The sequence below is a fragment of the Desulfosoma caldarium genome (assembly GCF_003751385.1).
Classification (GTDB): domain Bacteria; phylum Desulfobacterota; class Syntrophobacteria; order Syntrophobacterales; family DSM-9756; genus Desulfosoma; species Desulfosoma caldarium.
Map to the genome: position 1 here is coordinate 237,845 of NZ_RJVA01000009.1, position 20,083 is coordinate 257,927.

Consider the following 20,083-nt stretch of genomic DNA (forward strand, 5'->3'; position numbering starts at 1 on the left):
AGAAACATTTCGTGAGCGCTGCCCTGGTTCAAAGCCGGTTGCTTCAGGGATCAAAAGTCGACTATAGTGCCCGCCCTAGTGTGCAGCATCGGCTTAGAAAAATTTCTAAGCATTGGACGGGAAGACGAAAGCGAGCCGACGAGATAAGGGGGCTAAAAACGATCCATTCATGGCCATGAACCTTTCACACCTGCGCCATTCCGACTCCCTGGATAAGGCCGCCACGGTGGCCCTTTACATCTTTGCCTTTACGGCGTTGCTGAGCACCACCGCGGCCACGGCGGCCTTATGGACCCTTGTGGCGCTCTATCTTGTGAAAGCCCCTTCCAACGGTTTTCATCGAGCGCGCTGGCTTTTTCTCCCATGGGCTTCGCTCCTCGGCTACCTCGTGTGCCGAACCGCCGTGGCGGCATGGCAAAAACCGGAATGGGCCGCATATCATGTGGACGGATTCTGGGGATGGGCCAGGCTTCTGCTGTTTCCCGTGGTGGCCTGGTGGTGTCGAGGGGATGAAAACCTGTGCCGCCGCTTGCTGGCCGTCGGCTTGGCGGGATTTGTTGTGGGCATCTTGCGGGTCGCGGACCTGCACACCTTGGAAAGCGCCTACCAGGGCATGCGCACCGGGTTTCACTTGCGCATCCTGGCCTTTGGACTCTACGCGGGGACCTTTCTCTGGGCGGTGGTGTGCTTTGCGCCGTCATTTTTTCAAGCACGCCGTTTTCGCGGGCTCTGGACCGCCCTGTGGGCCGCACTCCTCGGAATTCTCGGGCAATCACTTTTCTTTACCCAATCACGAGGTGTCTTTTTGGCCTTTGGCGCCACGGCGCTCATCGTGACGGCCATCCTGTTCCTGACAAGCATTGGGAATGACTCGCAGAAGCCGCCCAAATCCCTCAAGAAAGGCCTTCTCGTATTTTGGATGCTCCTCGTCGCCATCACGGTGGTGAATCGGCCTCTGCTGGAAAAAAGATGGATCGAGGAAAAGAACACCTTGCTGCAATTAAGGTCGTTTGATTTCTCTCGGCCGGCCCAGGATTCGGCGGGCTACCGTGCCCACCTCTATCGGTTCGCGTGGGAAGGCCTTCTCGAAAGACCGCTATGGGGCGGCGGGCCGGCCACATCCAAGCGGTTTATTCAGGAAAGCGGCCGAGAAACCCTCAAAGCCCCCAACTGGAAAGGTGAAATGCAATGGTGGGATCACCTGCACAGCACGCACCTGGAAGTGCTTTTTCATTTCGGCATTCTGGGCGGCCTGCTCTGGCTCTGGTTGTATGGATCCCTTTTCTTGAGCGTCCGGCGCCCATGGCGAAAAGGGGCCTTGAGCACGCCCATGGGGCTCTTTTCATTGGCTTCCCTCATCTACCTTTTTCTTTGGGCCCTATTTGACTTTCGAAGTCTGCATCCCGATTGGCGATTCTTCTGGAACTTTCTTGCAGGGCTCATTGCGGCAAAACCCCTTTGGATGCATGGGCCTCACGCTGAGAAGGAATCGAGCCCATGACCATGAACCCTTCAAGCCGGCCTCCGCGCATCGCCGTGGTGACCTTTTCGGCCGGAGACGGCGGCAACGACAAGATGCTGGTTCATTTGGCGCAAGGCTTAAGTGAACAGGGCTGCGCCGTGGATTTCATTACCCGAACGATGACGGCTCCGTACCTGGACCGGTTGCCTATGCAGGTGCGGCGCCTGGTCATCCATGAGGCATCCCATCGAGATCGAACGAGAAGCCTTGGCCGGTATGTGGCCGAAAATGCTCCGGATGTGGTTCTTTCCGGAAAACGAAGCGACCGAGAAGTCCTGGAGGCTGTGCGGCTGGTCAAGACGAACACTCGGGTCTTCATTCGTGTTGGAATAAACCTTTCGGCTCGATACGACCACCGTTCAAAACTCATCGGCTGGTGGCACCTGCGGCCTCTTCGCCGTCTTCTTCCGCAGGCCGACGGCATCCTTGCCGTCTCTCGAGGTGTGGCCCAGGATCTCCTTCGACTTTTCAAGATCCCTTCAGAAAAGATCCATGTGGTGCCCAATCCCGTGGTCACTCCGAAAATGCTCTCAGAAATGCCGCCCGTGCCTTCGCACCGCTTTTATGCGTCATCTCCAGAGGTTCCCGTTGTGGTGGGCATGGGAGGACTTCGCAAAGCCAAAGATTTTCCCACGCTTCTTAAAGCCTTTGCCATCGTGGTGCAAACAAGACCGGCTCGGCTTCTTATTCTTGGTCGAGGTCACCTGAGGGATAAACTGATGGCCTTGGCGCGATCCCTGAACATTGCACCATGGACGGATTTTCCCGGTTTCGTGGAAAGCCCTTACAGCTATCTCGCCCATGCACAACTTTTTGTTCTGTCGTCTCTATGGGAAGGCTCACCCAATGTGCTGATCGAAGCCTTGGCCATGGGCACTCCCGTGGTGGCCACCGATTGCCCCAGCGGCCCTCGCGAAATTTTGCAAGACGGCCGCTACGGCCGCCTTGTACCCTGTGGAAACCCTCACGCTATGGCCCAGGCCATGCTGAAGTCTCTGGAAAACCCGCCCCAGCCGTCTTTTCTTAAAGAAGCCGTCACCCGCTATACCTTTGCCGCAAGCACTCATGAATATCTCAGAGCCTTTGGGCTCCTAGCAAAGGTACCGGCCAAGAGGCCATGCGCGACGCAGGACAGCTCGGGAATATTGGAGCGAAACCCGTGAAGGCAAAACCGTCCCCATGGCGGCTTGCCCTCTTTTTGGCCACATCAGGTCACAGCGGTGTGGACCGCATCATGAAGAATTTTATCGCCGAACTGGCCAAGCGGCCTGTCACCGTGGATCTGCTTCACGTGCAGGGCCATGGGCCATACCTGGAGGCCGTTCCTGCAAACGTGCGGGTGGTGGCCCTGGGAACCCGCCATGTTCAATCGAGTCTCCTGAAGCTGGTCCATTATTTACGCTCCGATAATCCCGACGCCTTTTTGTGCGACAAGGACCGCGTGAACCGAACGGCTCTCATCGCCTCGGCCATGGCCGGATATCAAGGACGGCTCGTCGTGCGCTTGGGGACCACGGTCTCTAAGAATCTCGAAGGCCGTGGCTTTGTCCACCGCCTTCTGCAGTATTGGAGCATTCGGCATCTGTACACCAGGGCTTATGCCGTCGCGGTGCCTTCTCAGGGCGCGGCCGAAGATCTGCACACCATCGCGTCGTTCCCCCAGGGCTTCGTTCGTGTGCTACCTTCTCCGGTGGTTTCCGACACCATCCATGCTTTGAGTCGTGAGCCCATTGATCATCCGTGGTTCGCTTCCAATGCGGCTCCGGTCATCCTGGGTGCGGGAGAGCTGTGTGAGCGAAAAGACTTTGCCACTTTGCTTCGCGCCTTTGCCGCGCTCAGCCGTCACACCGACAGCCGATTGGTGATTCTCGGCAAAGGAAAAAAACGACGGGCTCTGGAAAAACTCGCCCACGACTTGGGGATCGCCGATCGCGTGTGGTTTCCGGGCTTCGTTGACAATCCTTATGCTTACATGGCCAAGGCTCGCCTGTTTGTGCTCTCCTCCACCTGTGAAGGCCTTCCCGTGGTGCTCATGGAAGCCCTGGCCCTGGGCACACCCGTGGTTTCCACCGATTGTCCCAGTGGCCCTCGGGAGATTCTGGATCACGGACGCTACGGCCCTTTGGTCCCCGTCAAGTCGCCGGTCCAATTGGCCCAGGCCATGGCCCGTGTCCTGGCTCACCCACCCAGCAAAGAAACGCTCATGGGCGCCGTGGCACGCTACCATATTCAATCCGCCACCGACGCCTATTTACAGCTCTTGGGATATTCGGGGTCCCTTTCGATTTGATATGAGGAAAGAGTTCGTGAGCACGCAACCACCTTTGACGCTTTTTTTGAACTTTTCCGGCCAGGGCGGCGTGGAGCGCATGATGCTTCATCTGGCGAAAGGGCTTCGAGATCTGTACGGTGGCGTGGAAATTGTGGCCGTCAAGACCCGAAGCCGCTATCTTCAAACCGAGACTTTGTCGGTGCCGTTGCGGTCCCTGGGCGCGCGCCATACGCTGCAAAGCCTTCCACGACTGGCGCTTTACCTTCGAACAACTCGCCCTGCCGCCCTCCTTGCCGCCAAGGACCGCGCCAATCAAGTGGCCGTCATGGCTCGAGCCCTGGCCAAAACAGACACCCGCATCGTGTTGCGTCTGGGAACGACCATTTCCGCGGCCATGAGGCACAAATCTCGATGGCACAAGGCCGCATGGGCTTTGCCCATTCGCTACTTTTACCCCAAGGCCGATGCCATTGTGGCCGTCTCCCAAGGGGTCGCCCACGACCTTCAAGGCCTCGTGGGTCGTCCTCTGGATTCCCTCATCGTCCTTCCCAACCCGGTGATCACGCCGCACCTGAATGAACAGGCGGCGCAGCCTGTGGGGCATCCTTGGTTTGACGATGAAAACACGCCCGTCGTGGTGGGAATGGGCCGGCTGACCACCCAAAAGGATTTTCCCACCTTGCTTCACGCCTTTCAAAAGGTTCGAACCGCAAGACCATGCCGGCTCATCCTTCTCGGAGATGGTTCTCATCGTCGAAGCCTTGAAACCATGGCCCAGGAACTGGGCATCGCCCGGGATGTCTTTCTGGCTGGGTTCGTTCCCAACCCGTATCCGTACCTTAAAAAAGCGGCCGTTTTTGTCTTGTCGTCCATCTGGGAAGGATCCCCCAACGCTTTGACCGAAGCCATGGCTCTGGGGACACCCGTGGTGGCCACCGATTGCCCCAGCGGTCCACGAGAAATCCTTCAGGACGGCACCGTGGCCCCTCTGGTTCCCATGCGAGATCCCGAAGCCATGGCCCAAGCCATCCTTGACATGCTGGATCACCCGCCCGATAAAGAGCGGCTGCGACAAGCTGTGGAACCCTACACGGTGGAAAACAGTGCCCGCTTGTATCTGAAGGTGCTCTTGGGAGAGCTTCCCTGAGGCCGACGCCACCCGAGGCTGCAGCGAACCCTATGCCACATCCCTTTTGGCAAAAAGGATTCGAAGCGTGTGGAACACTCTGCCGGGTCAAGACGCAGCCCGCAGCGAAGGACCTGACCTTCAAGGGGGAGAAAAAAGCCCGTGCTGCTTTCACCAAAATACAAGTTTCTCTTTGTGCACATTCCCAAGACGGGGGGCACCAGTATTCGCGTGGCCTTGCGGTCCTACAAGTGGCGCGACCCGTACCGCATTCCCCTTTTTGTGTGCAGCCGCCTGAGCGCTCTCTTCGGCCACCGCTTGGCCTGCAAGCTGCCTCGGCATGCCAAGGTGATTGCCGCCAAAGAAATGCTGCCGCGCGACTTTTTCAACAATCTTTTCAAATTCGCCTTCGTTCGCAACCCTTGGGACTTGCAGGTCAGCTCGTTTCATCACATTCGACGGGAACGCCCCCACTTGATGAAAGGCCTGGAGACCTTTGAAGATTTTCTCAAGCACAAGTTCGATCCCAATAGGCCCTACGTTTTTCATTTCGACGTCTCCATCGAGCGCCAAGTGGACTATTTGGTGGATTTGGACGGACGTCTTCTTGTGGACTTTGTGGGGCGTTATGAAAGGCTAGAGGAGGATTTCACGGAAGCCTGCCACAGGATAGGCATTCGACCTCCCAAGCTTCCTCACAAAAGAAAGGCCGCGGACCGAAGGGACTACCGAGCTTATTACACGGACGAGACAGCCGAGATGGTGGCGCAGCATTTTCGGCGCGATATCGAACTGTTCGGCTACCGGTTTGACGACGTGTGACGTACCCATGACGGCAGATATGAACTCCCGCTTCTGCGGAAGGGACGGTTGATAGGAATCGGGCGCGGCGCCTTGGAATGGGCGGACCCAAAACTTTCAAGAGGACCTGGGGTTTTCCGCTTGCACGGGAGGCACCGTGGCGTTCTTCATCGAAGCCATGGAAAAGAGGCGAAAGGGTTTCCATGGCTTCGCCCACCCGGCGAGGGAAAGGGCAAGTCCAGCGTTATCAAGAAAATACGTACTCCCGCTTTCGCGGAAGGGACAGATCAGCTTTTCTTCAATGCCGCCGAAAAGATTCGAAAGGTTTGCATGAGCTCGGACACACTGCGGACAGCGTGCCCGAGACCCGTACTTTGAACGGCCATTCTCGGCCAGGGGGCTAGGACGCCATGGCTTCCAATTCCTTCCAGACGGCCTCGGCCAACCCGATGGAATGCGTGGCTTCAAAGAGCCGCACGGCCTCTTCGTAGGCGTGGGCCGTGATGCGTTCCTTGTATTCCGGAGCGATGGCGTTGAGTTTGGGGGCAAAGACCTGGTTGGCTTTCTTGATGTTTCCGCCGATGTTGCCCGTTTCCACGGCCCAGGCCCACATTTCCTGCCAGAGTTCATCGGGAATGCCGCGATAGGGCCGTTTCACGTAGCCTTTTTCCGGCGTCGTGATGGCATTGCCGTTCTGATTCATGGCCAAGCCAAAGGACACGTTTTGCCAAAGGGTGCCCACGTTGCCTTTGCGGATACCGTAGTTGATAAAGGATGTGATCTTTTCCAACGAAGTGCCCGTGATGCCGTGCTGGGCAATATCCACATTCCAAGGCTGAATGGCTTTCCAGATTTCCAGGGTCAGATCCAGCTGAATCCCTTCCTGAGTCGTGCCGAAATAGGTGCCGTGAATGGATCCGTTGTTGATGGCCAGAAGATCCGGATGCACGCCGTTTTTCACCAGATTGCCAATGAACCACTCGGCTTCATCGGGCCGCGTAAACCCTTCGGCACTGCCGCTCTTGGCCCCAATCTCTCCCAGTTCCACCTCCAGACTCAGCCCCGCTTCGATGATGGGTCGAGCCAGTTCGGTGGTGGCTTCCAGGTTCTTTTCGTTTTCCATATGGGAAGCATCGATGGCAAAAGAGGTGTAGCCCGCTTCCATTTCGGCGGCGATGAGGGCGCGCACCGAATCCACGTCCTCCATTTTTTTGACCGTGATATGGTCCCCGTGAATGGCAAAAGGCACCTGAGTGTTCCCGAGCCTTTCGTTTTCTTTAATGATGAAGTCCACGAAGGAGGCGGGAGTGAATTCCGTGTAGGTGAGTTCGGATTTGGCGATTTCGTACATCACCGGTGCCTGGGTGGCCATGGAAGCCCGAACGATGCCCTCCACCGGCAAACGGCAACGAATGTTGGTGGCCATAATCATGCTCTTGTGCTTTTTCGCGGCACGGATCAACGCTTTGCCGTTCACAAGAGGCACAATGGAGTGGGGAAATCTTTTCTTAACGTTTTCGGGGCGGTAGTCTTTCCAAGCCATGGTGGACGCTCCTTTTCCCGCTGGTTGTTCAAACTAGATTGCTTCTTGTATAGAGAATCCGTCAAAAAAGGGCAAGTTTTGCCGAAAGGAAACCCAAAGGCCATGGAAAATCACCAGATCTGCGCCATCAAAAACGCCCTTCGTGAACAGTTTTGCTCTGGCATTCAGGCAACGGCTCATGAAGCTTTTCTCAATAGCTGTGCCGGCAAGGTGGCCGAACGGTTGCGTCGCCTTGTGGTTTACCGAAACGCCTCCTGCGTGCTCGTGCCCCCGACCGCCTTTTTTCGGCAAATAGGCGTCAACGTCCTTCTCGATGGCAAAAACCTGGTTTTCGCCTCCCCGAAAATGCACCAGGGCTTCTATCTTGTGAACCCTCAAAGGATTCCTCGCCCTCAAAGGACCGCGGCCGCTTCGTTTCGATCGCCCAATCCCTGGGCGCACCGCATCGCCCTTCGCGCGGGAGAAAAGGTGCGTGTGGATGTGATGGTCATGCCCTGCCTGGCGGCCTCTCGAGACGGCGGGCGTCTGGGCGACGGATCGGGCCTGATGGATTTGCAGGTGGCGTGCCTTGCCACTTTGGGCTGGCTCCATGCCCGCACGGCCGTCCTGGGGGTTGTGCCCGAGGCGCATGTGGTGGACACCCTTCCCATGAAACCCACCGATGTTTTTCTGCACTGGATCATTACGGAACAGAGAAGCCTTCAGACCACGTGGCACGGCCCGGTGCAGGTGCCGATTGTATGGGACGTGGTGGACAAAAAAACACTTCGCCGAAACGAGGTTCTTTTCTTTCTGAAAAAACACAAGGGCATGGCATCCACTTGAAGATTTTTATCCTTTCGTCTAAGGGAGCGGGCGGGGAGGCGGGTTAGGATCGAAGCGCCAAGGAGGTTATGGAAGCACCATGGATTCTCTGACACAGTGTCCGATCCCCAAAAAACTTCGGTGGACCCAAAGGGTTCTGACCGGAATAATTTTTTTCATATCGGTCCTTTCGGGAACGTCCCAGGCGGAACAGAATGTCTTTACGGCCGAGATATTCAAATACCCCTATGATCTTGATTCGCAAACCGTGGTGGGACAACCTCGCCTTCACCAGGTCAAACAAGGAGAAAGCCTTCTGGACATCGCTCGAACCTACGGGCTGGGCTACAACGAAATGGCTCTGCTTTATCCTCGCATGGACCCTTGGCTGCCGCCTAAACAAAAGAGCCTCATCATCCCCACGCTGTGGGTGCTTCCTCCCACACGGCTCGAGGAACTGGTCATCAATATTCCGGAACTGCGCCTCTACCTCTTTGACAAGAAATCCAAGACGGTGCAAACCTACCCCATCGGCATCGGCGACGAAGGCTGGGAAACACCCATCAAGGTCGGCTACATCGCCGAAAAGAGACCCAACCCTTCCTGGTACATTCCCGAATCCCTTCAGGCCAAGTACGGCATGAAGGTCATGCCTCCAGGCCCTGAAAACCCCTTAGGCGAATACATGCTGAAACTTTCCATCGGCCCCTATGGCATTCATGGAACCCACATGCCGTGGGGTGTAGGAAGACTGGTAAGCCATGGGTGCATTCGATGCTACCCGGAACACATTCGCCTCCTTTACCCTCAGGTGGCGGTGGGAACGCGTGTGGAAATCATCTACGAACCCCTAAAGCTAGGAATAAAAAACGGCCGAGTTTACGTGGAAGCTCACCCCGACGTGTATCGCAAGATCGACGACTACACCCGCTACGCCATGGAAAAGCTGGACCAATCCAGCTGGGCGAGCCGCGTGGACCGCAGGCGGTTTGCTCTCGCCGTGCGTCTTCAAAACGGCGTGCCCACGGACGTGAGCACCGTGGAAAGGGTCCCTTCCACCACCTTGGCCGAAGACGCAGGGACCCTTAAGGAGATTCTTGATTTTGGGGCCAATACTTTCTAGAATAATTTACTGCATTGTTCGGGGAGTGGTGGGTTGTTTTAGAGTGCGCTAACATGTTTCAGAGGAGGAAAGACTCATGAAAAGGGTAATGGCGGTGGTTTTTGTTCTCGCATTGTGCACGTCCGTTCTGGGAGGCTGTGCCAGCCAAAGCGCCGTCCAGCAACTGCAGGCGCAACAGGACCAGATGATGCAAAGGCTGAACGCGCTGGAACAGGCGCAACCGGCAAATGTTCAGGCCGCGCAACGAGCCGAAGCGGCCGCTCAGAGGGCTGAAGCGGCTGCCGATCGCGCGGAACAAATGGCCAACAAGGCGGAATCCATTTTCATGAAGCACTTGAAAAAGTAAGACTTTCACCTGCCTCTTTTTTGCTCAAAGAGAAAGCCGGCGTTTCCACGCCGGCTTTCTCTTTCACTACTTCTTTTCCATGGACCCGAAAACGAATCTACCAATCAGTTCCTCCACATCCAAGGGGGGCTGCGTTTCTCGAATCCATCCGTTCGGGGGAATCCGTTCATCGGAAGCCCCGGCACTCACGGCAATGTATTTATCTCCTATGATGCCCATGGTCTTAATACTGGCGATCACGTCCTCTTCCAAAGGCACGCCATAGATGCGCAACGTCACCACTGCGTCGCCGTCTTCGAGCCGAATATCTTCCACACGCCCGATTTCCACGCCGGCCATGGTCACGGACGCCTTTTTTTTCAGACCCGACACGTTGGAAAAACGGGCATGCACCATGTAGTCTCCCCCACCCCAAAGGCGTACATCCCCCAGGTTGAACGAAAGATAGGCGACACAGACCAAACCAATGAGGAGAAAAAGCCCGACGCCTGTCTCCACGGTCCACGATTGGCGGTTCATTGGCACCCCTTTCTCCATACCTTCGCCTGCCGTCCACGCAGCCGCGAAGGTTTTCTGCTTTCATAGGCATTTTCTCGCGCCGTCTCATCAACACGGCATCCCCATCAAAGCCACCCCCCAAAATGGTCCCATCCCTTACAGCAGCAAGGATGTGGCCACGTAATCGCCAACCAGAATGGCCACGGACGATATAACCACGGCGTCCGTGGTGGCTCGGCTCACATCTTCAGGCCCAAAGCGCCCTTCGTCCACTCCGGCGTAATACCCCTTGTAGGTGCAGATCCACAGAAAGAGCAGCGCAAAGAGAATCGACTTGACGATTCCCATGGACACATCGACCCATTCCACAGACTTTTGCATCCCGTCCACATAGGCCCCGGGATTCACGCCCAAAAGGGCCACCCCCACCAGATAGCCTCCCACGATGCCCACCACGTCAAAGAACGCGGTGAGCAGCGGCAGCGCGATGAGTGACGCCACAAGGCGCGGGGACACCAAATAGGCATGTGGATCAATGGCCATGCACTCCAGCGCGTCAATCTGTTCTTCGATGCGCATGATGCCGATTTCGGCGCAGATGGCCGATCCGGCCCGCCCGGTGACCATGAGGGCGGAAAGGACGGGCCCCAGTTCTCGAATGAGGCTCAAGGCCACGGCCGCTCCCAAGAGCCCTTCGGAACCGAATTTGGACAGGGTATAGTAACCTTGCAAACCCAGCACCATGCCGGTAAAAGCCGCCGTAAACCCGATGACGAAAAAGGACTTGGTGCCAATGAAGTACATATGGCGAACAACACTGTGGAATTTCTTGGGAGGGCGAAAGATGCCCCGCACCGTCTCATAGAGAAAAACACCGGCGCGGCCTGTCCCCCGTACATGGTTCAAGCCCCAACGGCCCAGTTGGTTCAAAAGATGCCAGACGTCCGTCACGGTGCGCTCCTTTAGAGCTTACAGAATTCCTTCCTAAAATGGCGGCACCCGTTTTTTCGACCCTATGGCCGCCAGCCGTTTTTCGTAGCGCCCCTGATCCACGGCCCGCTCATCGGCGCGCCGCTCCAGGAACTGCCGCACACGAATGTCCTCACAGGAACGCACGGCCTCAGGAGTTCCCGCAGCGAGAATCCTTCCGGCATCCATCACCACGATCTGGTCGGCAATGCGAAAGGCGCTCTCCAATTCATGGGTCACCACGACCAGGGTCATCCCCATGGCGTGCTTGAGCTCCACCAGGAGTTCATCCAAGCCCGCCGCCGTGATGGGATCCAAGCCCGAGGAGGGCTCGTCCACGAAAAGAATTTCGGGGTCCATGACCATGGCTCGAGCCAATCCGGCGCGTTTGCGCATGCCTCCACTGAGCTGGGACGGCATAAAGTCTCCAAACTCCGTCAATCCCACCTGGTGAAGCTTGATGTCCGTTATGATGCGAATGGTGCTTTCCGCAAGTCGTGTGTGCACGCGCAAGGGAACGGCCAAATTGTCCCGCACCGAAAGGGAACTAAACAAGGCGCCCCCTTGAAACAGCACCCCCAGCCGCTTTCGGTAGGCGTTCCATTGAGCGGTACGGAAAAGACCTGCGTCTTCTCCTTCCACAAAAAGGCACCCTGGAGCCGTAGGCTTGAGACCGATAAGGTGGCGGAGGAGCGTGCTTTTGCCGCAGCCGCTCACTCCCATGATGACCGTCACCTTGCCCGAGGGAATGTCGAAACTAATCTCATGCAAGATCGTTCGGCCACCATAATGGCTGCTGAGGTTCCTGACCTGAATGATGGGGCTTCCAAGCCCATTGTTGCCGATTCCCATCCGTGCGCCCCGAGCTCCTTGCATTTAGTCTGAGACGACCAAGAGGTTATTCAGTCGAGCCAGGTCGATGAGGCGCCGCACAGACTCAGTCACTCCGTCGAGACACAGTTCTCCATTTTGGCGAGCCAGGGCATTTCGCAGCTCCACAAGAAGCGCCAACCCGGCCGTGTCCATTCGATCTACAGAAGACAGATTCACACAAAGACGCGCCACACGCCTGTTCAACACCTCACGAAAAAGCCGACGACGCAACATCGGCACCGTATCACGATTGAGATGACCCTGGAGAAAAATCCGCCCTGATCCATCCTGTTCCCACGTCACCGAAAACGCCACAGCGTGCTCCTCGCTGCCAATTCCCTTAAGTCCCTGGCCCAAAGTGATGTTCAAGGGCGCCGGGATGCGGCCCTCATCATGCCAAAAAAGCGCCGGCATGACACGAAAGTTCTTTGAATCTCGTAGCCCGTGCGCAAGATTCTTCTCATACAGGTTTAAGGCTCCAGGGTGAAGAAAGCTCAGAGCTTTCCTTGACCCTTGCCGTTGGCTGCGAATATATTGCGGTCTCGTCGTGGAAAACGCAACCCCTCAAGCCCGCATGTGACCAAGCCCTAAGGTTATCGAGGAGTCTTTATGGAAAGCACAGGTTCTTTTCCCGATGTTTTGACGGCCATTTACGAAAGGCGCAGCGTGCGCCATTTCAGCGACGCGCCGGTGGATCGAAGCACTGTGATGGAACTTCTGCGGGCCGCCTCGTGGGCCCCTTCGGGCTTGAACAATCAGCCGTGGCGTTTCGCCATCGTGTGGGATTCGGCCTTGAAAGAGAGCCTGGCCGCCCTCACGCGCTACAGCGCCACGCTCAAGGCGGCGGCCGTTTTGGTCCCCGTGTTTCTGGACAAGGAAGGCTCCTACGACTACGTCAAGGATTGCCAAGCCGTGGGCGCCGCCATTCAGAATTTTCTGCTGGCGGCTCATGGCTTCGGCCTGGGGGCCGTTTGGATCGGAGAAATTTTGAAAAACAAGGATGCGGTTCGAGACCGGCTGGGGCTTCCCGACCGATTGGAACTCATGGCCGTCATCGCCCTGGGCTACCCGGCGCATCGCCGGCAAAAGTCCCACCGTCGCCCTTTGGAAGAACTCATCGTGTTCGAACGCTGAAACGCACCGATTCAGGCTAGGGCGTTGCGCCAAAACACCCATGCCCCGAAGGCGTCGGGCTCGATGCGTTCCAAGGAGAGGCCATGATTCTCGAACGACTCGTGGTGGGCATGCTCCAAACCAACTGCTACCTGCTCTGCGATGAAGAAACCCGTCAGGGAGTGGTGATCGATCCCGGAGGCGAAGCGTCACGCATCATCGGCCGCCTGCAAGAGCTCGATGTGACCTTGGTGGCCATATTGAACACGCACGGTCATTTCGATCATGTGCTGGACGCCTGGGCGCTCAAGGAAGCCCTGGGTGGGCTCATCTTTCTGCATCCTAAGGACGAACCCCTGCTCATGGACCACAAGGTGGGGCTTGGCGCTGTCTTTACCGCGGCGACGGGATCTTCTCACGGCAAGGTGGATGAATGGCTGGAAGAAGGCGCAGAACTGAGCTTTGGAAACCTTCGTCTCAAGGTGCTGGAAACACCGGGACATACCCCTGGGCATGTGGCGTTTCATCTGCCCGAAGCCAAAGTTCTGTTTGTCGGAGACACGCTGTTTGCCGGATCCATTGGCCGAACGGATTTTCCCGGCGGCTCCTACACCAAGCTCATTCAGTCCGTAAAGGACAAGATTTTCCCCATGGACGACGCCACGCGGGTGCTGCCAGGCCATGGACCGGAAACGACCGTGGGCATAGAAAAGCGCACCAATCCTTTCTTTTGATCAGGCACGGCAAAGGAGGCGGCTCATGCAACGAAAGACTCAAAGGATTCGAGGCGAGTGCCCTCATAGGCGCACCTTCGTGACTTGCTCGAAAACCAACGCCAAACGCTCCATAGACGTGCTCCACAGCGTCTGGCCGAGAATGCACCCTCTCGTCCCTCCCGCGAAAGCGGGAGCCCACAAAACGATGGAAAACCAGAACCCCCGTCTCCGCGATCGGCACGTAAGCCAGAAAACTAGGGGTCGGCAGCCATTCGCAAGCACGCTGTTGAGGCTCCTAGGGCTCGGCCTCGTGGTTCTGTCTCTGGGCGGATGTGCCTGGTTCAGCACCCAAACCTCGTCGACCTCGGCGGGGTCTGCACCGGCGTCCACAACCGGCACGATGACGGCAGCATCGCCCAGCTACTACGATTTTCCGGACATTCCCATGCCCAGCGAGCTCTCCTTGGTCACCCAAGAATCCACCGTGTTTCAGGGAGGGACCGTCAAGGGCGGCATGCTCACCCTCAAAGGGCGCGTGGAACCCAGTTCGGTCGTGAACTTTTTCATGGTGTCTATGGCTCGTGAAAACTGGAAACACCGCGGCGATATTCGATACCGCAAGTGGATCCTGCTTTTTGAAAAACCTGATCGCTTTTGCATCATCAGCATTCGAGAATCCACCTACAACACCTATGTGGAAGTGTTCGTGGTTCCCACGGGGGCAGAAAATCGATCCGGATCCTTGGAGCCTTTGAACGAGCCGCGCCAGGGCGACACATCAACCATCAAGAGCACAACGCTTCAGTGAATCCCATGGAAAGACTTCGAGGCAAAAACGTTCTTGTGGGCGTCACGGGCGGCATCGCCGCGTACAAGGCGGCGGAACTTGTTCGGCTGCTGGTGAAATGTGGAGCCGGAGTCCAGGTCATCATGACGCGGGCGGCGCAGCAATTTCTTACGCCATTGACCCTGCAGACCCTGTCGGGGCGCCCGGTGCTCACCGACCTGTTTGACCTGGGTATGGAATCGGAAATCGGCCATATTCATGCGGCCCGCAGCGCCGATTTGGTGGTCGTGGTTCCGGCCACGGCCAATACTCTGGCCAAAATGGCCTGCGGCATTGCCGACAATTACCTCACCACGGTGCTGCTTGCCGTGGAAGCGCCCGTTATTGTTTGCCCCGCCATGAATCACAAGATGCTCGCACACCCGGCCACCCAGGACAACCTGGCCACCTTGAAGCGCCGCGGTGTTCGAATCGTGGAACCAGCATCTGGGTCTTTGGCCTGCGGCGAAGAAGGCCCCGGAAGACTGGCGGATCTTTCGGTCATTTTGGAAACAGCCCGCCGAGCCCTTACGCCGCAGACGCTTCAGGGCAAGAAAGTGCTGGTCAGTGCCGGACCCACCTGGGAACCCTTCGACCCGGTGCGCTTCATAACCAACCCGTCTTCAGGCAAGATGGGCTTTGCTCTGGCCGCGGAAGCGGCCCGACGCGGCGCTTCTGTGGACCTGGTGACCGGGCCCACCACTCTGCCCGACCCAGCGGGCCTTACCACCCATCGCATCACCACGGCGCGGGACATGGAACGCGTCGTCCGCACCTTGGCTGAGGAGGCCCATCTGGTGATCATGGCCGCTGCCGTGAGCGACTATCGCCCGGAAGAGGCCGCGCCGCACAAGATTAAGAAGGACGATGAAGAGCTGACGATTCGTTTGGTGCGCAACCCGGATATCCTGGCCGGGCTCGGTAAGAACAAAAAACCAGGGCAGATTCTTGTGGGCTTTGCCGCGGAAACAGAACACCTGGTGCGAAACGCCACGGAAAAGCTTCAAAGAAAAAACCTTGACCTCATCGTGGCCAACGATCTCACGCAGCCCGGCGCAGGGTTTCGATCCGACACCAATGTGGTGAAGGTTCTGGATCGTTTCGGCGGCGTGGAGGAACTGCCCTGTCTTTCCAAAGAAGAAATCGCCCGCCGCCTGTTGGACCGTATCGAATCCCTGGGAGCACGGTAATGCACAACCGGCTCCGAGCCCTGCCATAAGGAGCGCCCAAGGCACGGGGCTTGGCCAAAAACCGAAGAACGTTTGGGAGTCTTCCGGTGAAGGATGACGAGGATCTTCAAAGCCTTCGAAGCACACTGCTTGGCTTGAGGCTTTGGGGATTGCGAGAGGTACTGCTTCCGGGAAAGTCCCCCGTGAAACCACAGAGGAGCGAGGCAAGGGTCACACGGGACCAGAATCCACAGCTTCAAGGCCTTGAAAAGGGTTCCTCACCCATGGAGAACGAACCCGTCAAAGGCCTCGCCGCACGGGAAGCCGAACGCCAAGCCAAGATAAAACTTTTGGAAGAGATTCGCACGGATCTCGGAGACTGCCGGCGCTGTCCTTTGCACCAGGGACGGACGCACATCGTTTTCGGAGAAGGCAATGCGACGGCGCGGCTCGTGTTTGTGGGAGAAGGCCCTGGAGCGGACGAAGACCGGCTGGGGCGCCCTTTCGTGGGCCAGGCAGGCCAACTGCTGAACAAAATGATTCGCGCCATGGGATGGCGTCGCGAACACGTCTACATCTGCAACGTGGTCAAGTGTCGTCCTCCGAGAAACCGCGTGCCCTTGCCTGAAGAAATTCAGCAGTGCGCGCCTTTTCTCTTCAGGCAGTTGGAAGCCATTCGCCCACAGGTTATCTGTACCTTGGGAGCTTGTGCAAGCCAGACCCTGCTAGGATGCAGCACGCCCATTTCCGAGCTTCGGCAAAAGATTCATCTGTGGCGAGGCATACCGCTCATCGCCACGTATCATCCCGCGTACCTCTTGCGCAACGGGGCCAAAAAGGCCGAGGCTTGGAAGGACCTTCAAGAAGTGATGGAACGGCTCAAGGCATTCAACTCCACAGAAAAACCATAGTGCGGCTGAACAGGAGTGCTTACATGTTCTTGGCGCATCGCCTCATGAAGAGACGCCGCCTTCACCGGGTCATGGCCATGGCCATGTTGAGCGCGGCCTGTTGTGTTCTTCTGGCCCTAGGCTTTACGGTGCCGGCCCACGCCTCGGCGGGAAACCGCCCGATCTACATCGTGCACGTGCACGATACCATCAATCCGGGGCTTCAGGATTTCATCGAACACGCCATTGCCGTGGCCGAAGAAGACAGCGCCGAATGCCTTATCGTCGAACTGGACACCCCGGGCGGCTTGGTCACGGCCATGCGAGGCATGGTCAAGGCCATCATGAACGCCAAAGTGCCGGTTGTGGTCTATGTGTCGCCGAGCGGGGCGCAGGCGGCTTCGGCGGGTGTTTTCATCACGGCGGCCGCCGATGTGGCGGCCATGGCCCCGGGAACCAACATCGGCGCCGCCCATCCGGTGACGGCCACCGGAGGCGATGTTCCGGAAACCATGAACGAAAAGGTGGTGAACGATCTGGTGGCCTTTGTGAAAAGCCTGGCCGAAGAACGCGGTCGAAACGCCGAGTGGCTTGAAGAGGCGGTGCGAAAAAGTGTTTCCGCCACGGCCGAAGAAGCCTTTGCGCAGAATGTCATCGATCTCGTAGCGCAGGATCTACCCGATCTCATCACACAGCTAGACGGCTGGCAGGTGCAACGCAAAGGGTACCAACGAACGATTCGCACACGCGGCAAAGAAATCGTGCCCATTGAACCGAAATGGCGCCACAAGGTCCTTCGAGCTATCAGCAACCCCAATATCGCCTATATTTTGCTCATGATCGGCCTGGCCGGCCTCTATTTCGAACTGTCCCAACCCGGCGTGGTGCTGCCCGGCGTCATCGGAGCCATCAGCCTGGTGCTGGCCTTTTACGCCATGCAGACCATTCCGGTCAATTACGCCGGCTTTATTCTGATTGTCCTGGCGATCATCTTCTTTATTCTGGAAATCAAAGTGGCCAGCTACGGAATGCTCAGCCTTGCCGGCACCCTTTGCCTTATTCTGGGATCCCTCATGCTCTTTCGCGTGCCGGGACAACCCTTTCGCCTGGCCATGCCCGTGTTCATTCCCACGGTGCTGACCGTGTCGGCCTTCTTTGCCGGCGTGGCCGCTTTGGCCTTTCGAGCCCATATGAGACGGCCTCAGGTGGGCATGGAAGCCCTCATCGGCGCCGAAGGCACCGTGACCCAGGCCCTGAATCCCGAAGGTAAAGTCTTTGTCCAAGGGGAACTGTGGAATGCCGTCAGCGATGAACCTCTTCCGAAAGGCGCTCGCGTGCGCGTGGTGGCCGTTCAGAATTTGAAGTTGCACGTCACCGGGATCAATGATAAATAGGGGCCGTTGCCCCGAGCATGATTCTGATTTTCCTTGAAATATCGGAGGCTTTTATGTCTCTTTACGGCCTGGCGACCGTGGTTGTTTTGGTGGTTCTGTTTCTGGCCAATGCCATTCGTGTGCTCAACGAATACGAGCGAGGCGTGGTTTTCCGCTTGGGTCGAGTGATTGCGGCGAAGGGTCCGGGGTTGATTTTGCTGATTCCCGTCATCGACCGCATGCAGAAGGTGAGCTTGCGATTGGTGGCGGCGGATGTGCCGGCTCAAGATGTGATCACTCGGGACAACGTTTCCGTCAAAGTGAATGCGGTCATTTACTTTCGCGTGGTGGATCCCGTCAAAGCGGTCATTTCCGTGGAAAACTATCTGTATGCCACGAGCCAGTTGGCGCAGACGACGTTGCGCAGCGTGTGCGGCCAGGCCGAATTGGATGAATTATTGGCCGAAAGGGAAAAGATTAACGCCCATCTTCAGGACATTCTGGACCGGCACACGGACCCTTGGGGCATCAAGGTCACGGTTGTGGAATTGAAGCACATCGACCTGCCGCAGGAAATGCAGCGGGCCATGGCGCGCCAGGCGGAAGCGGAGCGGGAACGGCGCGCCAAGGTGATTCATGCGGAAGGGGAATTTCAGGCGGCCAATCGGCTGCGTGAGGCGGCGCAGATTATTCAGGAAAGCCCCATGGCCATGCAGTTAAGGTACCTCCAGACCTTGAGGGAGATTGCTTCGGAAAACAATTCCACCACCATTTTCCCCGTGCCGATTGATCTCATCCGGCCTTTTCTCTCGGATCCCGGAACCATGACGGCGAAAGCGAAAAAGGAGTCGGACAATGGGTAAGAAGAAAGAAAAGCAGGTTAAAGAAAAGCCTCTGGACAAAATGACCGCCAAGGAATTGCGGGAAATGGCCCTCACTCTGGAAGGCATCGTGGGGGTGCACGCCATGAACAAGGCGGAACTCATCACCGCCATCAAGCGCGCCAAGGGCATTGTGGAAGAAACTACCAAACAGAAAACCCTGGATGTGCGATTGCTCAAGGCCAAGATTCGCGAATTGAAACGCAAGCGCGACGAAGCCAAAGAAGCCGGCAACACCAAGCTGGCGGATGCGTTCCGCCGCCGCATCAGTAACCTTAAGAAAAAAACACGCCGGGCGGCTTAACCCGGAAGGAATTCGAATCGACCCATGACCTACGACGACGCCCTCGTTTTACTAGACAAACATCTTCACTCAAACACTCTCAAGAAGCATTGTCTGGCAACCCAGGCTATCATGCGGGAATTGGCCCGGCGTTTTCAGGAAGATGAGGAAACCTGGGCCATTGCCGGGCTTCTGCATGATCTGGACTATGAAATCACCAAGGACGTTCCGTCCGAACACGGCAAGAAGACAGTGGAAATCTTGGACGGCACGGATCTTTCCCCGGAGGTCAAGGACGCCATCTTGCGCCACAACGCAGAAGCCCTGGGTCTGGAAAGGATCACCCGCCTGGACTATGCGCTCACCTGCGCGGAAACCATCACCGGCCTTGTGGTGGCCGCAGCTTTGGTGCATCCGGAAAAGAAAATCGCCGCCGTGAAAGTAAAATCCATCAAGAAGCGCATGAAGAGCAAGGATTTTGCCCGATCCGTCAACCGGGACCATATTCGGTTGTGCGAAAAAATCGATGTGCCTTTGGACGACTTTATCGCCTTGAGCCTCAAAGCCATGTCGGACATCGCCTCGGAACTGGGGCTGTAGAGAGCACACTCTGGGAAAGAAGCGGTCGCGGCCGTAGGATCTTTTTTCGGCACGCGGCCCTTTCGCCTGAAACGGGCCGCCGGTGTGGCCCTGGTCGTGGAAAAGGAGTGCTCATGAAGGTGGAGCCGAAAATCGTTGCCGCCATCACGGCGGCTGTTGCCTATTACATGCAGGCGCAAGCGGCCCACGCCGCCGCGCACGCTCCCGCCGAGCGCGCGCCAGAACCTCCGAAACCCATTGCCCCGTTCAGTGCGTGGGCCTTTTCGGGGCGTCAATCCATAATGGAAATGAGGCGTCTGTGGCAGTTGCGCCTCGCGCGATAAACGCGACCCTCTCACGACCCCTTCTCGAATCA

23 protein-coding genes are annotated in these 20,083 nt (G+C 57.3%); 18 read left to right on the forward strand and 5 right to left on the reverse strand.

Annotated elements, in window-relative coordinates:
• The first annotated feature begins 169 nt into the window (after positions 1–169).
• The 5 genes from EDC27_RS01725 (at position 170) to EDC27_RS01745 (ending at position 5,742) form a co-directional block, all read left to right on the forward strand.
• The gene (locus EDC27_RS01725) at positions 170–1,501 is read left to right on the forward strand and encodes an O-antigen ligase family protein (protein ID WP_123288889.1); all 1,332 of its coding nucleotides are present in this window, start codon (positions 170–172) and stop codon (positions 1,499–1,501) included.
• Complete coding sequence (locus EDC27_RS01730) at positions 1,498–2,685, forward strand: glycosyltransferase (protein ID WP_123288890.1); 1,188 nt, start codon at positions 1,498–1,500, stop codon at positions 2,683–2,685. Before EDC27_RS01725 ends, EDC27_RS01730 begins: the two co-directional genes overlap by 4 nt.
• Positions 2,682–3,812: a glycosyltransferase gene (locus tag EDC27_RS01735; RefSeq protein ID WP_211334737.1), complete on the forward strand. Its 1,131-nt coding sequence runs from the start codon at positions 2,682–2,684 to the stop codon at positions 3,810–3,812. The genes EDC27_RS01730 and EDC27_RS01735 overlap by 4 nt, the downstream gene beginning before the upstream one ends.
• A 16-nt stretch (positions 3,813–3,828) precedes the next feature.
• Complete coding sequence (locus EDC27_RS01740) at positions 3,829–4,941, forward strand: glycosyltransferase (protein ID WP_211334738.1); 1,113 nt, start codon at positions 3,829–3,831, stop codon at positions 4,939–4,941.
• Positions 4,942–5,082: 141 nt separating this feature from the next.
• Complete coding sequence (locus EDC27_RS01745) at positions 5,083–5,742, forward strand: sulfotransferase family 2 domain-containing protein (RefSeq protein ID WP_123288893.1); 660 nt, start codon at positions 5,083–5,085, stop codon at positions 5,740–5,742.
• A 379-nt stretch (positions 5,743–6,121) separates the two neighbouring features.
• Here the strand turns inward: EDC27_RS01745 and EDC27_RS01750 are convergent, their stop codons facing one another.
• Complete coding sequence (locus EDC27_RS01750; protein ID WP_123288894.1) at positions 6,122–7,264, reverse strand: class II fructose-bisphosphate aldolase; 1,143 nt, start codon at positions 7,262–7,264, stop codon at positions 6,122–6,124.
• A gap of 102 nt (positions 7,265–7,366) precedes the next feature.
• Between EDC27_RS01750 and EDC27_RS01755 the strand changes: the two genes are divergently transcribed.
• The 3 genes from EDC27_RS01755 to EDC27_RS01765 all read left to right on the forward strand — a co-directional run bounded on the left by EDC27_RS01755 (position 7,367) and on the right by EDC27_RS01765 (position 9,537).
• Positions 7,367–8,089 carry a 5-formyltetrahydrofolate cyclo-ligase gene (locus EDC27_RS01755; RefSeq protein WP_123288895.1) on the forward strand — a complete coding sequence of 241 codons (723 nt, stop codon included), beginning with the start codon at positions 7,367–7,369 and terminating at the stop codon, positions 8,087–8,089.
• Positions 8,090–8,168: 79 nt separating this feature from the next.
• Positions 8,169–9,191 (forward strand): L,D-transpeptidase family protein, encoded by a 1,023-nt coding sequence (locus tag EDC27_RS01760; RefSeq protein WP_123288896.1) that lies wholly within the window; start codon positions 8,169–8,171, stop codon positions 9,189–9,191.
• A gap of 76 nt (positions 9,192–9,267) precedes the next feature.
• Positions 9,268–9,537 carry an Lpp/OprI family alanine-zipper lipoprotein gene (locus EDC27_RS01765; RefSeq protein ID WP_123288897.1) on the forward strand — a complete coding sequence of 90 codons (270 nt, stop codon included), beginning with the start codon at positions 9,268–9,270 and terminating at the stop codon, positions 9,535–9,537.
• Positions 9,538–9,603: 66 nt separating this feature from the next.
• Here the strand turns inward: EDC27_RS01765 and mlaD are convergent, their stop codons facing one another.
• The 4 genes from mlaD to EDC27_RS01785 form a co-directional block, all read right to left on the reverse strand.
• Positions 9,604–10,056 (reverse strand): outer membrane lipid asymmetry maintenance protein MlaD, encoded by a 453-nt coding sequence (mlaD, locus tag EDC27_RS01770; protein ID WP_123288898.1) that lies wholly within the window; start codon positions 10,054–10,056, stop codon positions 9,604–9,606.
• A 135-nt stretch (positions 10,057–10,191) separates the two neighbouring features.
• Positions 10,192–10,986 (reverse strand): MlaE family ABC transporter permease, encoded by a 795-nt coding sequence (locus EDC27_RS01775; RefSeq protein ID WP_245994157.1) that lies wholly within the window; start codon positions 10,984–10,986, stop codon positions 10,192–10,194.
• Between the two features lie 33 nt (positions 10,987–11,019).
• On the reverse strand, positions 11,020–11,856 hold the full coding sequence (locus EDC27_RS01780) for an ABC transporter ATP-binding protein (protein WP_170161514.1): 837 nt from the start codon (positions 11,854–11,856) through the stop codon (positions 11,020–11,022).
• A gap of 24 nt (positions 11,857–11,880) precedes the next feature.
• Positions 11,881–12,291, reverse strand: a complete 411-nt coding sequence (locus EDC27_RS01785) for an STAS domain-containing protein (protein WP_123288900.1) — start codon at positions 12,289–12,291, stop codon at positions 11,881–11,883.
• A gap of 195 nt (positions 12,292–12,486) precedes the next feature.
• Between EDC27_RS01785 and EDC27_RS01790 the strand changes: the two genes are divergently transcribed.
• The 10 genes from EDC27_RS01790 to EDC27_RS01835 all read left to right on the forward strand — a co-directional run bounded on the left by EDC27_RS01790 (position 12,487) and on the right by EDC27_RS01835 (position 20,051).
• Positions 12,487–13,011: a nitroreductase family protein gene (locus EDC27_RS01790; protein WP_123288901.1), complete on the forward strand. Its 525-nt coding sequence runs from the start codon at positions 12,487–12,489 to the stop codon at positions 13,009–13,011.
• A gap of 83 nt (positions 13,012–13,094) precedes the next feature.
• Positions 13,095–13,724: an MBL fold metallo-hydrolase gene (locus EDC27_RS01795; RefSeq protein WP_123288902.1), complete on the forward strand. Its 630-nt coding sequence runs from the start codon at positions 13,095–13,097 to the stop codon at positions 13,722–13,724.
• A gap of 382 nt (positions 13,725–14,106) precedes the next feature.
• Positions 14,107–14,514, forward strand: a complete 408-nt coding sequence (locus EDC27_RS01800) for a hypothetical protein (protein WP_123288903.1) — start codon at positions 14,107–14,109, stop codon at positions 14,512–14,514.
• Positions 14,515–14,519: 5 nt separating this feature from the next.
• Complete coding sequence (coaBC, locus tag EDC27_RS01805) at positions 14,520–15,722, forward strand: bifunctional phosphopantothenoylcysteine decarboxylase/phosphopantothenate--cysteine ligase CoaBC (RefSeq protein WP_123289146.1); 1,203 nt, start codon at positions 14,520–14,522, stop codon at positions 15,720–15,722.
• Positions 15,723–15,985: 263 nt separating this feature from the next.
• A complete protein-coding gene (locus EDC27_RS01810) occupies positions 15,986–16,612 on the forward strand; it encodes a uracil-DNA glycosylase (RefSeq protein ID WP_123289147.1) in 627 nt (208 codons plus the stop codon).
• A gap of 23 nt (positions 16,613–16,635) precedes the next feature.
• Positions 16,636–17,985: an NfeD family protein gene (locus EDC27_RS01815; protein ID WP_123288904.1), complete on the forward strand. Its 1,350-nt coding sequence runs from the start codon at positions 16,636–16,638 to the stop codon at positions 17,983–17,985.
• Between the two features lie 53 nt (positions 17,986–18,038).
• Positions 18,039–18,827, forward strand: a complete 789-nt coding sequence (locus EDC27_RS01820; protein WP_123289148.1) for a slipin family protein — start codon at positions 18,039–18,041, stop codon at positions 18,825–18,827.
• Positions 18,820–19,149 (forward strand): Rho termination factor N-terminal domain-containing protein, encoded by a 330-nt coding sequence (locus EDC27_RS01825; RefSeq protein ID WP_123288905.1) that lies wholly within the window; start codon positions 18,820–18,822, stop codon positions 19,147–19,149. The genes EDC27_RS01820 and EDC27_RS01825 overlap by 8 nt, the downstream gene beginning before the upstream one ends.
• A gap of 24 nt (positions 19,150–19,173) precedes the next feature.
• Entirely contained in the window at positions 19,174–19,728 is a 555-nt protein-coding gene (locus tag EDC27_RS01830) for an HDIG domain-containing metalloprotein (protein ID WP_123288906.1), read from the forward strand.
• A gap of 113 nt (positions 19,729–19,841) precedes the next feature.
• Positions 19,842–20,051, forward strand: coding sequence for a hypothetical protein (locus EDC27_RS01835; protein ID WP_123288907.1), 210 nt, complete (start codon positions 19,842–19,844; stop codon positions 20,049–20,051).
• The last annotated feature ends 32 nt before the right edge of the window (positions 20,052–20,083 follow it).

Excerpts from the sequence above, each read along its gene's own strand:
- EDC27_RS01730 (WP_123288890.1), top strand. The coding sequence starts at position 1,498 with ATGACCATGAACCCTTCAAGCCGGCCTCCGCGCATCGCCGTGGTGACC.
- EDC27_RS01755 (WP_123288895.1), top strand. The coding sequence starts at position 7,367 with ATGGAAAATCACCAGATCTGCGCCATCAAAAACGCCCTTCGTGAACAG.
- EDC27_RS01785 (WP_123288900.1), bottom strand. The coding sequence starts at position 12,291 with ATGCCGGCGCTTTTTTGGCATGATGAGGGCCGCATCCCGGCGCCCTTG.
- EDC27_RS01765 (WP_123288897.1), top strand. The coding sequence starts at position 9,268 with ATGAAAAGGGTAATGGCGGTGGTTTTTGTTCTCGCATTGTGCACGTCC.
- EDC27_RS01725 (WP_123288889.1), top strand. The coding sequence starts at position 170 with ATGGCCATGAACCTTTCACACCTGCGCCATTCCGACTCCCTGGATAAG.
- EDC27_RS01835 (WP_123288907.1), top strand. The coding sequence starts at position 19,842 with ATGAAGGTGGAGCCGAAAATCGTTGCCGCCATCACGGCGGCTGTTGCC.
- EDC27_RS01810 (WP_123289147.1), top strand. The coding sequence starts at position 15,986 with ATGGAGAACGAACCCGTCAAAGGCCTCGCCGCACGGGAAGCCGAACGC.
- EDC27_RS01790 (WP_123288901.1), top strand. The coding sequence starts at position 12,487 with ATGGAAAGCACAGGTTCTTTTCCCGATGTTTTGACGGCCATTTACGAA.
- EDC27_RS01780 (WP_170161514.1), bottom strand. The coding sequence starts at position 11,856 with ATGGGAATCGGCAACAATGGGCTTGGAAGCCCCATCATTCAGGTCAGG.
- EDC27_RS01830 (WP_123288906.1), top strand. The coding sequence starts at position 19,174 with ATGACCTACGACGACGCCCTCGTTTTACTAGACAAACATCTTCACTCA.
- EDC27_RS01815 (WP_123288904.1), top strand. The coding sequence starts at position 16,636 with ATGTTCTTGGCGCATCGCCTCATGAAGAGACGCCGCCTTCACCGGGTC.
- EDC27_RS01800 (WP_123288903.1), top strand. The coding sequence starts at position 14,107 with ATGACGGCAGCATCGCCCAGCTACTACGATTTTCCGGACATTCCCATG.
- EDC27_RS01795 (WP_123288902.1), top strand. The coding sequence starts at position 13,095 with ATGATTCTCGAACGACTCGTGGTGGGCATGCTCCAAACCAACTGCTAC.
- EDC27_RS01750 (WP_123288894.1), bottom strand. The coding sequence starts at position 7,264 with ATGGCTTGGAAAGACTACCGCCCCGAAAACGTTAAGAAAAGATTTCCC.
- coaBC (WP_123289146.1), top strand. The coding sequence starts at position 14,520 with ATGGAAAGACTTCGAGGCAAAAACGTTCTTGTGGGCGTCACGGGCGGC.
- EDC27_RS01820 (WP_123289148.1), top strand. The coding sequence starts at position 18,039 with ATGTCTCTTTACGGCCTGGCGACCGTGGTTGTTTTGGTGGTTCTGTTT.
- EDC27_RS01760 (WP_123288896.1), top strand. The coding sequence starts at position 8,169 with ATGGATTCTCTGACACAGTGTCCGATCCCCAAAAAACTTCGGTGGACC.
- mlaD (WP_123288898.1), bottom strand. The coding sequence starts at position 10,056 with ATGAACCGCCAATCGTGGACCGTGGAGACAGGCGTCGGGCTTTTTCTC.
- EDC27_RS01825 (WP_123288905.1), top strand. The coding sequence starts at position 18,820 with ATGGGTAAGAAGAAAGAAAAGCAGGTTAAAGAAAAGCCTCTGGACAAA.